This window comes from Desulfocastanea catecholica, from assembly GCF_054657295.1.
This window is the reverse complement of the sequence record NZ_BAAHYZ010000004.1, coordinates 125,098-138,630: the sequence shown is the minus strand read 5'-3', so window position 1 is coordinate 138,630 and position 13,533 is coordinate 125,098. Positions and strand designations below refer to the sequence as shown.

Here is a 13,533-nt window from a genome sequence, read left to right as displayed (position 1 = left end):
TGCCGGGACTTAATTCGAGCCGACAGTGAGCAGTGTAAATTGATCCCTTTCGGTCGAAGCGGTAAACATTACTTTAAATATATAGCGACTTAAGTAATGACTTAAGTTAGTAATATTTTATACAGGATGTTTCTGGAGATGATAACGATCCTCTAAAACCTTGAGCACTGAAGACATTGATCAAGACTTCCTTCCCGATAAGAGTAACCCCGCCTGACTGAAAACTTGTTCCTTATCCATTGAAAAACTCTCCCACCTCTAGTATCACTGACAATGTGCAGTTACCGGGAGGTTGTTTGGATCTGCTGATACCTTTATTTACTCAATAAGATGATGGATTAATTACTGCTATCATAGTCACTGGTGGTCATATCAAGGAATGAAATGGCAATAAAATCGAACAACAAGCAGAAAAGTTTTGAACAAACCCTCTGGGACACCGCCGACAAACTGCGGGGCACGGTAGAGTCATCCGAATATAAGCACGTTGTCCTCAGTCTGATCTTCCTGAAATTCGTCAGCGACAAGTTCGAGGCACGGCGCCAGGAGCTGATCGACGAGGGGAAGCAGGCTTATATCAACATGGTAGAGTTCTACACCATGCAGAATGTCTTCTACCTGCCGGAGGAGTCACGCTGGTCCTATATTCAGAAGCAGGCCAAGCAGGATGATATTTCGATCAAGATCGACACCGCGCTGCATAGCGTCGAGAAAAACAATAAGTCATTGAAGGGAGCACTGCCGGACAACTATTTTTCCCGCATGGACATTGATGTCAGCAAGCTGGCGGCGCTGATCGACTCAATCAACAACATCGATACTGTCGGAGATAAGGAAGAGGATGTCGTTGGCCGGGTCTATGAATATTTCCTGGGGAAGTTCGCCGCGACTGAAGGGAAAGGCGGCGGTGAGTTCTATACCCCCAAGTGTGTGGTCAACCTGATCGCCGAGATGATCGAGCCCTTCAGCGGCAAGATTTACGATCCATGCTGCGGTTCAGGCGGTATGTTCGTCCAGTCCGTTAAGTTTGTGCAAAGCCACCACGGCAACCAGAAGGACATCTCCATCTACGGACAGGAGCAGACCAGCACCACCTATAAACTGGCGAAGATGAACCTGGCCATTCGCGGCATCGCCGCCAACCTGGGCGAAGTGCCGGCCGATACCTTCTTCAAGGATCAGCACGAGGATCTGAAGGCCGACTACATAATGGCCAACCCGCCTTTTAATCTCAAGGAGTGGCGCAACAACGATGAATTGATAGATGACCCGCGCTGGAGCGGCTATGAAGTGCCTCCCACCGGTAACGCCAACTATGGCTGGATATTGCATATGATCTCCAAGCTATCAGAAAACGGCGTTGCAGGCTTTGTCTTGGCGAACGGGTCGATGTCCACCAATACCACCGGTGAAGGCTTGATTCGCCAGAAGATGATCGAGAACGATCTGGTCGATTGCATGATCGCCATGCCCGGGCAGCTCTTCTACACCACCCAGATTCCTGTCTGTCTTTGGTTCCTTACCAAGAACAAGAAGGCGCAGGTGGTCAAAGGACACACCGAAATAAGCCACCGTGACCGTCAGGGCGAGACCCTGTTTATTGATGCCCGCAACATGGGCTCCATGGTCGACCGTACCCATAAAGAACTGACGACTGAAGACATTGCCGTGATTGCTCGCACCTACCATGCCTGGCGGGGTGAAGCTAAAGATGGCAGCTATGAAGATGTGCCGGGGTACTGCAAAGCGGCTACGCAGGAGGATATCAAGTCTAATGATTATGTGCTGACCCCGGGGCGGTATGTGGGAGCGGCAGAGATCGAAGATGATGGGGTGCCATTCGAGGAAAAGATGACTGAGTTGACCCAGACCTTATACCGACAGATGGAAGAGTCGGAAAGGCTTGATTCTGTGATTCGTCAGAATCTGGAGGCATTGGGCTATGAGGAGTGATTGGATTGAGTGTCGATTAGAAGAGTGCATGGAAGCAATCATTGATTATCGAGGGAAAACTCCACAAAAGACAACAAGTGGCATTCCCCTAATAACAGCCAAGATAATTAAGGAGGGGGCGATTCAAACCGTCACAGAATTTATCGCTGAGGCCGATTACAATTCATGGATGTGTCGGGGAATCCCTAAGCCCGGCGATATTGTCCTGACAACGGAAGCTCCGCTTGGTGAAGTTGCTCAGCTGGATAATAGAAAAGTTGCACTCGCACAAAGGGTAATTACTCTTCGAGGGAAAAACGGATTGTTGGATAATACTTTCCTTAAGTATTTGCTGATTTCACATGAAGTGCAGCATCAGCTAGATGGCAGAGGCACAGGGACAACAGTAAAAGGAATTAAACAATCTGAATTGCGTCAAGTCACGTTATGCTTTCCAACCTTTGCTGAACAAAAAGCCATCGCCCACATCCTTGGCTCCCTCGACGATAAAATCGAACTCAACCGCCAGATGAACGCCACACTGGAGTCGATGGCCCAGGCACTGTTCAAGAGCTGGTTTGTCGATTTTGACCCAGTGATCGACAATGCCTTGGCCGCTGGCAATCCCATCCCCGAACCTCTGCACGCCCGAGCCAAGACCCGCAAAGCTATGGGTGACAAGCGCAAGCCCCTACCCGAAGCAATTCAAAAAGAGTTCCCCAGTCGCTTTGTTTTCAGCGAGGAGATGGGTTGGCTTCCTGAGGGGTGGAAAGTGCAAACTCTTGACAATATGATCGAGCTTATTGGAGGTGGCACGCCAAAAACATCTATTGATGAGTATTGGGGAGGGAACATTCCTTGGTTTTCGGTGGTAGATGCGCCCAACGCATCTGACGTCTTTGTTATAAACACAGAAAAAAAGATTACGTTGCAGGGATTGGATAACTCATCAGCCAAGCTGCTGCCGAAGGGTACTACTATCATTAGTGCTCGGGGAACTGTTGGCAAATGCGCTGTCGTTGCAAAACCCATGGCTATGAATCAGTCATGTTATGGGATTCGTGGCAAAAATAACATCACTGACTACTTCGTTTACTACACAATTTTGCTGAGGGTCGCAGACCTACAGCAACGTGGTCATGGTTCTGTTTTCAATACAATTACCCGTGATACTTTTAAAACACTTAAGACGCTAAATTGTGGAGCAAAGCTGTCAGCAAGTTTCGATAAGACTGTTGGGCCTTATATGGACAATATTCTGTTAAATATCGAACAATCATCTGACTTGGCAAAGCTCCGTGATACCCTCCTCCCTAAACTCCTCTCCGGCAAACTCCGCGTCCCCGAGGCCGAAAAACTTATGGCAGAAGCCCTATGAGCAAATTCACCGAGGAAAAGCTGGAACAGGCAATTATTACCCTGTTGGAGAACCAAGGTTACCCGCACCACAAAGGCGAGTCTATCCCTCGCCAGCCAAGCGAGGTACTGATCAAGCCCGACCTGCACGCTTTCCTCTCCCATCAGTACTCCAGCGACAATATCACCGAAGGCGAGATCAAGTCAATCATCCGCCGGCTGGAGACACTAAACCCCGCCGACCTTTACGACTCGAACAAAACCATCTGCAAACTGGTCTCTGACGGATTTCTCCTCAAACGGGAAGACCGCAGCCGGAAAGACCTCTACGTTCAGCTTATCGACTATGCCGGTCTGCCGGAACAGCGCACCCCCCGCACCGGTGAAGTGGAAATGATCGTTGCGGAAGAATCGAGCTTTTACGGCAGCGACAACAACATCTACAAGGTCGTCAATCAGCTGGAAATTGAAGGACGCGAGAAACGTATTCCCGATACCATTCTTTATATAAATGGTCTGCCGCTGATGGTGTTTGAGTTCAAGAGTGCCATCCGTGAAGAGGCGACCATTCACGATGCCTATGTGCAGCTTACCACCCGCTATGCCCGCGATATACCCGAGCTGATGAAGTACAACGCCCTCTGTGTGCTGAGTGATGGCGTTAACAGCAAGATGGGCTCACTCTTTGCCCCCTATGAGTATTTCTACACCTGGCGCAAGGTGACCGGCAACGAGGAGATAGGGCAGGATGGCATCAATGGCCTGTACACCATGCTGGAAGGGCTATTCGACAAGCACCGGCTGCGGCAGGTGATTCGTCACTTTATCTATTTTCCCGATGTGTCGAAGCAACAGGCAAAGGTGGTTTGCCGTTATCCGCAGTATTACGCGGCAATCAAGCTTTACCAGAGCATCAAGCAACACCGTAAGCCGGAGGGCGATGGTAAGGGCGGCACCTACTTCGGTGCAACCGGCTGCGGCAAGAGCTTTACCATGCTTTTTCTTACCCGGCTTTTAATGAAGAGCGTCGATTTTGAGAGCCCGACTATTGTGCTGATTACCGACCGCACCGATCTGGATGATCAACTGTCCGGACAGTTTACCAATGCCAAGAACTATATCGGGGATCAGGCCGTGGTGAGTGTGGAGAACCGCGCCCAGCTGCGGGAACTGCTCAAGGGGCGCAATAGCGGCGGGGTCTTCTTGACCACCATCCACAAGTTCACCGAAGACACCGAACTGCTGACCGAGCGCGATAATGTCATCTGTATTTCGGATGAGGCACACCGTAGCCAGGTTAATCTAGATCAGAAAGTGCGCGTTACAGAAAAGGGCGTCCTACGCACCTATGGCTTTGCCAAGTACCTGCACGACTCCTTACCCAATGCGACCTATGTCGGCTTCACCGGCACGCCTATTGATGCCACCCTGGATGTCTTTGGCGAAGTGGTCGACAGTTACACCATGACCGAGTCTGTGAAGGATGAAATCACCGTGCGTATCGTCTATGAAGGACGTGCGGCCAAGGTGTTGCTCGATAACAAAAAGCTCGAAGAGATCGAAGCCTATTATGCCCAGTGCGCAGAAGATGGCGCCAGCGACTACCAGATCGAGGTGAGCAAGAAAGCCAGCGCCCAGATGAACGCAATCCTCGGCGATCCGGACCGTATAAAGGCACTGGCTGCCGATTTTGTCCAGCACTACGAAAAACGCCTGGAGGAGGGCTCAACGGTCAAAGGCAAGGCGATGTTTGTCAGTAGCAAGCGAGAGATCGCCTATGCTTTCTACAAGGAAGTAATCGCCCTACGGCCTGCATGGAACCAGGTGCTGACCTGTGAAGAAGGTGCGAATCTGACAGAGCAGGAGCAGAAGACCATTAAACCGATGGAACGGATTAAGATGATCATGACCCGTGGCCAGGACGATGCAAAAGAGATGTATGACCTGCTCGGAACCAAGGAGTACCGAAAGGAGCTTGACCGCCAGTTCAAGAACGCCAAGTCCAACTTCAAGATTGCCATCGTGGTGGATATGTGGCTGACCGGCTTCGACGTGCCTTTCTTGGACAGCATCTATATCGACAAGCCAATCCAGCGCCATAACTTGATCCAGACCATATCCCGGGTAAACCGCAAGTATGAGGGTAAAGAAAAGGGGCTGGTGATCGATTATATCGGCATCAAGAAGCAGATGAACCTTGCCCTGGCCCACTACAATAAAGCCGACCAGCAAAACATCGAAGAAGTTACCCAGTCGATCATCGTGGTAAAGGATCACCTCGATCTGTTGAATAAGATGTTTTTCAAATTCGACACCACCCCTTACTATCAAGGGAGCCAGCTGGAACAACTGGGTTGCCTGAACATGGCGGCGGAATATGCACAGCTTACCGAAAAGATCGAAAAACGATTCATGCACCTGGTTAAACGGCTCAAGGCGGCGTATGACATCTGCTGTGGTTCGGATGGCTTGAACCAGCAAGAGCGAGACCAGATTCACTTCTACATGGCAGTCCGAACCATCGTCTTCAAGCTCACCAAAGGCAACGCCCCTGATGCTGCGCAGATGAACGCCAAGGTGCGAGAAATGATAAAAGAGGCACTGCAGAGCGACGGAGTCGAAGAGATCTTTAAGATGGGAGACGATAAGGCCGGGGCGATAGATATCTTTGATGATGATTACCTGGCCAAGATCGAAAAGATCAAGCTGCCCAATACCAAGATCAAACTATTGCAACAATTGCTGGCCAAGGCGATTGCCGACTTTAAGCAGGTGAACAAGACGAAGGGCATAGACTTTGCCAAAAAGTTCAAGGCGCTGGTCGATTTGTATAACGAGCGCAAGGAAGACGATGTGCTGGTCAGCAACGTGCTGGAAGATTTTTCAAGCGAGATCGTTGACCTGATCCACGCCCTGAGGAAGGAGCGGGAGTCATATGCCGACATGGGCATCGACCTGGAGGAAAAGGCTTTTTACGACATCCTGAAGGGGTTGGCGATCAAGTACGATTTCACCTACCCGGAGGATAAGCTATTGGTTCTGGCAAAAGCTGTGAAGACAGTGGTGGATGATAAGGTAAAATATACCGACTGGAACCAAAGAGACGACATCAAGGCCGAGCTGAAGGTTGGGCTCATTCTGGTACTGGCCGAGCATGGCTACCCACCAGTCGACCGGGATGAGGTGTATAAGGAGATCTTCGAGCAGGCGGAGAACTTTAAAAAATATCAGATGAATTAATTTTGATTACTCGGCACGGTAGGTGATTTGGAGTTTTCTCGGATCTCAAACTGCTCCTTTTTCGCTACTTTTTAGGAAAATCTTCTCTGATCTTGTTGAGTGCCAAGATGCTCCATTTCTGGCGCTTTCCGGATCAAGCCCGCGTTTGATCTGATTAGGAAGCTTAACTCAATAGGGGTGCCTCCATATCGAAGCTTGCCGATGGCAGTCTGCATGTTTGAAATCACGCTCTGTACAAACTTTTGGCCACCCCAACCATTTTCACCCATTTCGTTACTGCTCCTTATCCCGTGGTCGGTCTTACCGTTGGCCATGTTATTTTTCGACTAAACTTAAATACCACACATCGTGCGAATGTTTATCTTCGTAGGATGTTATCTTCAAATGGTCACTCGCCGATAATGTTTCCATTGCTTTTTCTGGGTGCTCCTTGCTGAAAAACGCCAGGGGTTTCGATAGTGATGTTAGCTGAACCGGATCAATTTTTGTAACCCGTCGCCCTATTGCCCATATCTCTTTGATATTCATTTGGTACGAACTATAAAAAGATAACTCCCTTCCCTTTGTTTGCGTACGGCTCGCTGTTAAGACCATAAAACTGCGATGATGTACTTTCTGGGCAATTACTGGAGGCATGGTAATACTAAGAAAACAGATCAAAATCGCAGTCACGATCATCAAGGCTGAAATTTTCAATCTTCTCAAAAAGAACAAAGATAACAGTCCCAAAAAACAAAATATCATTGCTATAGAAAATTTATCAATAGAAAAAATATGGTCAATTTTAATGATTACATAGAGGTAAAAAGCACAACTGGAAATAGCTATAATGAAAATTAAAATCGCATGAACTGCAATGACCACACGGTCAGGCAAACTCTGCCGCCTTTCATGGAAAATATCGATTAAGTATTTAATATACATACCGATAAGGATAGATATCGGGACAATTACAGGAAAGAGATAGTGGGTGCTCTTTTTCGGCACGAGGGTTAACAGAACCACGGTCCAGATAAGCCAAAACAATAAAAATTTATAGGTCTTACTGGAGTTGAAAGGGTCATGTTTATTGGGAAAGACAGGATAAAGAATTGCGGCGACCAACAGACATATCCACAAGCCGGCATGAACCGGAAATGACAGATAATACCACAAAGGTTTACGTACAATTTCTAACCAAGTATGTACCTCCGCAGCTTCCACATGCACCAATACCTCGGGAATGTTAAAGTAAAGATAACAAGGCCATGCTGCTGCAATGACAAAGCAAATGAAGACCGCCAACAGGGTGCCTTTCCACTGCATCAAAATGGTTCTGTATCCATAGATATGGATATAGCTCAGCAAAAATGGCAGCAGCATTGAGTGAAAGGAGATAGGGCCTTTACTCATGAACGACAGCCCCATTAAAAGTCCTGCAAAGAAAAAGAGATGCAACGGACTGTCTTTTTTCTGCCATCCCGAGACAAACATCCAAAGAGCACCAAGCATAAAAGTATGACAGAAAATATCCCAAGATGCTTGTTTGCTCGTAGTGAAGAGAAATTCACTGGAAATCATTACTGCGGCGCAAATAAATGGAATTGCCCGGTCGTCTGTCAGTTTTGTCACCAACAGATAGATAAAAACCATCATCACAATGGCAGCGAGACCGGCTGGGGTTCTCATGGCATGAAGATTGTCGTCGCTTTTGCCGAACAAGAGAGGAAGTGCGGTAAGCCATGTCGGCAGCGGTGGTTTGTTAATTCGGATTACACCGTTCATTGTGGGAATGAGCCAGTTCTGCTCAGTCACCATTTCCCGGGCAGTGACGATATTACGGGCTTCCATAACGTCTGTATCGAACAGGCCATTATTGGCAAAAACCGTACAATAACCAAGGAGTAGTAAGAGCAAAAAAGGAACGTATTTTTTCATTTTTGAGATGTTCCTGGCTGATAATTTTTTTTTTGTTGCTGTTCGGTAACCCACAATTTGCGGTCTCGCCGAGAGAACATGGTTGAAATTTGCAAATCGAATCGCGACTAATTTATTACCGATCGAAGCTCTACCTTCATGTACATGCAATCAAGAGGTTGGCTGAAAACCTAGCAACATAAAAAGGTCTTCTTGTCCTTTTAAGTAGGAAGATTTTCTTGAAATGAAAACGAGAGTTTCGTATCGCTGATTATTCCAGATAATTTTGGACACAGCCATATTATTAAAGGAGCCAAACAAGATTTATTCCAGGAACAGAAATATCTCAGTATGAAGTGAAAATGATATTGAATAATTTATAATTAAGTAATACCTTAAATACCCGCATCAAAAATATTCACTAAAGCCTGACTGCAGTACACACTGTCCACGGCACACTATCCAAACCTCCCCCCCCCCCTATACGCTACCTGCCGGTAAAAAAAATGGGACTATCCGCATTAATTTAACCTTCAAGGAGATTCGCTATGCGTAAATTATTGGGAGTTGTATCGGACAATGCTGCTGAACTGGTAACTGAGACCACTGGTGCATTCCTGCCATGGGTCAGATCCATCCGCAAGGCTGGTGAGTATGTCGAGCAAGAGGTCGACCTGGCAACTGCCGCTAGGCTAAAAGAATTGAAGGAACTCGACGAGGTCTAAAATAATGTGGAGCCTACGGGCTCCCATTACCTTTAACACATCTACACATTGAGATAGTAAGCCCACAAGGAAGATCATTAATATCATGAACTTAAGTTGCAATTGAATAATTGTCTATGGTGTCGATCGGAATGTCTGTATCGAAATATTGGTTAGCCCTGTTTGTCGCCCATACCGATATACTATTCTCCAACCTCAAGAAACCTATATACAACCGATACACTACGGGGCTTTTGCTTTTTTCCAACTCCTGCAGACTAAAAAATACAAAACAGCCAGTTTTTTCTATATACAGCCTATATTCTATCACCCTTGTTGTAGAACTATTTTCACGCTCCAGTCGAAGCCAGCACCTTCGACGAGCTTAATTGATGGCTCGTTCTTGACGCTGGCTTCAACTTCCGCTATCACCATTGCTAGTTCGATGGTCATAAGCTGTAACAACAAATCAGGCCAATCCGATCGATCACATGATTACTTCCTCTGCGTCCTATTAATGCCGGCAGTCAGTTGCTGGTAGTGCGATCTCCGCCAACTGTGACACGCATAAAGCCGCGCGTCCCAGCAGGCTGCAATAGCCCTGCCCAGATACCACGAGAGTTAACTTACACTCAGATTAGCAAGGCACAGAATTCGAGTACTCATACTGTACAGAGGTGAACTGACAAAGTGTGCAAATGCTAGGGCATTTGCAGGGAAGTGTGTGTCGCTCCAGAATTTCCGCTCCTAACCACTTACGGAAACAGCGCCCAGCCAGCCTGATTTGTTGAGTGTGGTTGGTCTGGCTGGGCTAGTAAGTGGGCGATACAGCCGCCCAAACAGCCAGTAATAGAACCCGCCCACCCGTGATCCTCCACAACCGGCCCGATCAAAAGCATCGGGCCTCTCGTCTGCCATTATCGCATAATGTTATTATGTTTAATTTTTTCACATCCGTTCAGAGCAAAAATTCAAACATAACAAGCATTATGCGACAGTGGCCCGGGCTTCGTAGTTGCGTTGCTGGTGGTTTGGTCACCGGCCCTTATTTTCCCGCTAACGCGGCCAGGGAAGAAGAAACTACGATCGGTGTTATGCGGTGACCGGATCAAAAATTAAGAAGTATGTGCTGGGTAAATGTAGAGCTGTTAATTGTCTGTGTTAAATCAGCTGTTTTGTGTCCAGCATAGAACCGGCATAGAACCAACAAAAAAAGGCCTTACAGCAATTAAGCTGTAAGGCCTTGAAATGTTTTGGTAGCGGGGATAGGATTTGAACCTATGACCTTCGGGTTATGAGCCCGACGAGCTACCAGACTGCTCCACCCCGCGTTGAGATTGTCCAATATACACCCGTAGAAAATATTGTCAACAGGTTATTTGGCAATGCTGTCTATCTTTTCGGTATCACAAGAGAATTGTGCCATTTTTCGGATAATTTCTCCCGGCAGGCGGGTCAGCTTGCCTGTCTTTGTCACGGCGGCGTGTACGGTATAGCCCTTCACCAGCAGTTTGGGGCGCTCGGTTCCTGCCTCTTTTCGTACGACACGGTAACTGAATTTGCATTTCAGTTTACTGATTTCGGCGATTGTCGTCTCGATGGTCAACATATCATCGTAGTAGGCGGGAGCCTTGTAGCGGGCCCAGCATTCAGTGACCGGCAGCACAAAGCCGAGCTTTTCGATATCACTGTAGGAGCAGACCCAGGCGCGCATCAGCTCGCTCCTGCCGATCTCAAAATAGCGAAGATAATTGGCGTTGTAGACGACACCGCCGGCATCGGTATCGCCGTAGAGTACCCTGACCGTCGTGGTAAATATATGTTCCGGCATGATGCGTTACCCTGAATGTTTCGTTATTTTTGGGCAAAGAGCCTGTCGATCATCTCATGACCGGCCTTGATGCTGTTCCTGGCAATGGCATCATACTCCGTGCAGCTTTTTTCTGAGAACGGCTGCCCCGATCCCTTGGTTGTTTCACGGGAATCGTAGAGCAGGGTGGGGACCGGATCGGTGACATGGGTTCTCAGCGCCAGCGGGGTGAAATGGTCCATGGTGACCACGACCCGAAAGTCTTCGCGGCGATTGCGCAGATCCTCGACAATCGGTCGGACGATGCGGGCGTCAAAGTCTTCGATGGCGGTGATCTTGTCCGCGAGCGATCCCTGGTGGCCGGCCTCGTCCGGGGCTTCCAGGTGCACGAAAACGAAGTCCTGCGTTGTCAGAGCGTCGATGGCCGCCTGGGCCTTGCCCTGATAGTTGGTATCGATATAGCCGGTGGCGCCGGGAACATCGACGATCGACAGCCCACCGAGAACGCCGAGCCCTTTGAGGAGGTCAACGGCACTGATCATCGTCCCGGTGATATTGAAACGGCTGGTCAGGGTCGGTACGGTGGGCATCTTCCCTTCGCCCCAGAGCCAGACGAGGCTGGCCGGATTTTTGCCCGCGGCGATGCGTTTGCGGTTGACCGGATGGTTGGCCAGCACCGTTTTTGCCTTGTCTAAAAGCGTCTTCCATTGCGGCTCGGCCAGGTATTTGCGGAAGTGTTCGGTGACGTCCTGTTCAATGTAGTCGTGGGGCGGCACGGTGATAAAACCGGGATGCTCCCCTTTGAAAATGAGCAGATGGCGGTAACTCACCCCGGCCTTGAAATGAAACTGCTCGGTGGCGCATTCCTCTTCCAGGGCGGCGATGAGGGCATGGGATTCCTTGTTGGTGATATGGCCTGCACAGAAATCCCGCATGGCGACCTGGCCTCCTTCGCCATGATCGAGGGTGACCATGTTACAGCGAAAGGCGATTTCATCGGCGGCCAGCCTAATGCCCATTGCCGCGGCCTCCAGCGGTGCCCGGCCGGTATAATAGGCGGCCGGATCGTAGCCCAGCAGCGACATGTTGGCCACATCGCTGCCCGGCGGGTAGCCGTCCGGCACGGTATGGTTGAGAAAGAATTCTCCCCTGCCGCACAACTCATCAATCATCGGGATATCGGCCGCCTCAAGCGGGGTCTTGCCACCAAGTTCAGCGAGGGGATAATCGCCCATGCCATCACCGACAAGTATCAGGTATTTCATAATGGTACCTTTATGCGGCCTATTCCGGGTTGAGGAGTCGGATTTTGACGGTCGGCACGGTGCAGACATCCAGGGCATCGATCTCGGCGATAGCCTTGATAATTGCACCCTCGGTTGCCCGGTGCGTCCGGAAGACGATATAGACCGGCTCGTTGGCATCGCGTTCCTGCTGCATCATCGACCGGATGGAGATGCCGTATTTACCAAAGATTCCGGTGATGATCGACAGAACCCCAGGTTTGTCGAGGGCGGTAATCCGGAAATAGTAGGGGCACACCAGGTCCTGCATCGGGGTGATGGTCGGTTTGCCGATATATTCCGGCAGGTAGGAGAGGGCCGGTACCCGGTTGATACAGCCATTGATGATATTTCTGCCGATATCGACCACGTCGGCGGCCACCGCACTGCCGGTGGGCATCATGCCGGCCCCTGCGCCGTAGAGCAGCACGTCACCGACGGTGTCACCCTGGAACTGGATTCCGTTGAAGGCGCCGTTGATGGTTGCCAGCATATGGTCTTCGGGAACCATGGTCGAATGCACGCGGGCCTCGACATGGTCGCCGTGGTTCCGGCTGATGGCCAGCAGCTTGATACGGTAGCCGAATTTCTTGGCGAACTGGATATCGATAGGTTCTATGCTGGAGATACCTTCGACGGTAATGTCGTCGAGCTGGACACTGAGGCCATAGGCGATGGTCATCAGGATGGCCAGCTTATGGGCGGTATCAATACCTTCTACATCGTAGGTTGGATCCGCCTCGGCATAGCCGAGTTTTTGCGCCTCTTTGAGCACCTCTTGAAAGGGTGTGCCGTGGTCGGTCATCTGGGAGAGGATATAGTTGGCGGTGCCGTTCATGATCCCTTTAATATAGTTGATCCGGTTGGCGACCAGTCCCTCTTTCAGCGCCTTGATGACCGGAATGCCGCCGCCGACACTGGCTTCAAAGCCGACCTCGACATTTTTTTCGGCGGCGGCCTGAAAAATCTCCCGGCCATGGACTGACAGCAGGGCCTTGTTGGCGGTAACCACATGCTTGCCGCTGGCTATGGCTTTGAGCATAAAGGTTTTGGCCGGTTCCATGCCGCCGATCAGTTCCACGACGATATCAATCTTCGGGTCGGAAAAAATATCGTCTGCGTCCTTCGTCAGGGTGACATCACTGAATTCCTCCGGTAACGACTGCACGGCGATATCGGCAACCGTCGACAGTACAAAAACAGTCCCGGTTTTCTGGCGGAGCCGTTCTTTCTGGGCAAGCAAAGCCTTTGCCAGACCTTTGCCCACCGTCCCGAAACCGATGAGACCAACACGTATTTCTCTCATAATTAT

At 49.5% G+C, this 13,533-nt stretch carries 9 protein-coding genes and 1 tRNA gene; 4 read left to right on the top strand and 6 right to left on the bottom strand.

What is annotated here, in order from left to right:
- The first annotated feature begins 384 nt into the window (after positions 1 to 384).
- Genes ACYQ8U_RS05290 through ACYQ8U_RS05280 form a run of 3 tightly spaced genes read left to right on the top strand, consistent with a single transcriptional unit; the run spans position 385 to position 6,528 of the window.
- Entirely contained in the window at positions 385 to 1,953 is a 1,569-nt protein-coding gene (locus ACYQ8U_RS05290; RefSeq protein WP_459944474.1) for a type I restriction-modification system subunit M, read from the top strand.
- Positions 1,943 to 3,310, top strand: coding sequence for a restriction endonuclease subunit S (locus ACYQ8U_RS05285; protein WP_459944473.1), 1,368 nt, complete (start codon positions 1,943 to 1,945; stop codon positions 3,308 to 3,310). Before ACYQ8U_RS05290 ends, ACYQ8U_RS05285 begins: the two co-directional genes overlap by 11 nt.
- Positions 3,307 to 6,528 (top strand): type I restriction endonuclease subunit R, encoded by a 3,222-nt coding sequence (locus ACYQ8U_RS05280; RefSeq protein ID WP_459944472.1) that lies wholly within the window; start codon positions 3,307 to 3,309, stop codon positions 6,526 to 6,528. The genes ACYQ8U_RS05285 and ACYQ8U_RS05280 overlap by 4 nt, the downstream gene beginning before the upstream one ends.
- 71 nt (positions 6,529 to 6,599) lie before the next feature.
- Here the strand turns inward: ACYQ8U_RS05280 and ACYQ8U_RS05275 are convergent, their stop codons facing one another.
- Both ACYQ8U_RS05275 and ACYQ8U_RS05270 read right to left on the bottom strand, forming a co-directional pair.
- Positions 6,600 to 6,797: a hypothetical protein gene (locus tag ACYQ8U_RS05275; RefSeq protein WP_459944471.1), complete on the bottom strand. Its 198-nt coding sequence runs from the start codon at positions 6,795 to 6,797 to the stop codon at positions 6,600 to 6,602.
- 46 nt (positions 6,798 to 6,843) lie between these two features.
- Positions 6,844 to 8,445, bottom strand: coding sequence for an ArnT family glycosyltransferase (locus tag ACYQ8U_RS05270; protein WP_459944470.1), 1,602 nt, complete (start codon positions 8,443 to 8,445; stop codon positions 6,844 to 6,846).
- 527 nt (positions 8,446 to 8,972) lie between these two features.
- On the opposite strand from ACYQ8U_RS05270, the gene ACYQ8U_RS05265 reads away from it, so the two are divergent.
- The gene (locus ACYQ8U_RS05265) at positions 8,973 to 9,149 is read left to right on the top strand and encodes a hypothetical protein (protein ID WP_459944469.1); all 177 of its coding nucleotides are present in this window, start codon (positions 8,973 to 8,975) and stop codon (positions 9,147 to 9,149) included.
- A 1,233-nt stretch (positions 9,150 to 10,382) separates the two neighbouring features.
- On the opposite strand, the gene ACYQ8U_RS05260 is transcribed toward ACYQ8U_RS05265, so the two are convergent.
- The 4 genes from ACYQ8U_RS05260 to ACYQ8U_RS05245 form a co-directional block, all read right to left on the bottom strand.
- Positions 10,383 to 10,459: transfer RNA gene (locus tag ACYQ8U_RS05260), tRNA-Met, on the bottom strand.
- A 44-nt stretch (positions 10,460 to 10,503) separates the two neighbouring features.
- Entirely contained in the window at positions 10,504 to 10,959 is a 456-nt protein-coding gene (locus tag ACYQ8U_RS05255) for an acyl-CoA thioesterase (RefSeq protein WP_459944468.1), read from the bottom strand.
- A 23-nt stretch (positions 10,960 to 10,982) separates the two neighbouring features.
- Complete coding sequence (locus ACYQ8U_RS05250; protein WP_459944467.1) at positions 10,983 to 12,203, bottom strand: cofactor-independent phosphoglycerate mutase; 1,221 nt, start codon at positions 12,201 to 12,203, stop codon at positions 10,983 to 10,985.
- A gap of 19 nt (positions 12,204 to 12,222) precedes the next feature.
- Positions 12,223 to 13,527, bottom strand: a complete 1,305-nt coding sequence (locus ACYQ8U_RS05245) for a homoserine dehydrogenase (RefSeq protein ID WP_459944466.1) — start codon at positions 13,525 to 13,527, stop codon at positions 12,223 to 12,225.
- Positions 13,528 to 13,533: the final 6 nt, after the last annotated feature.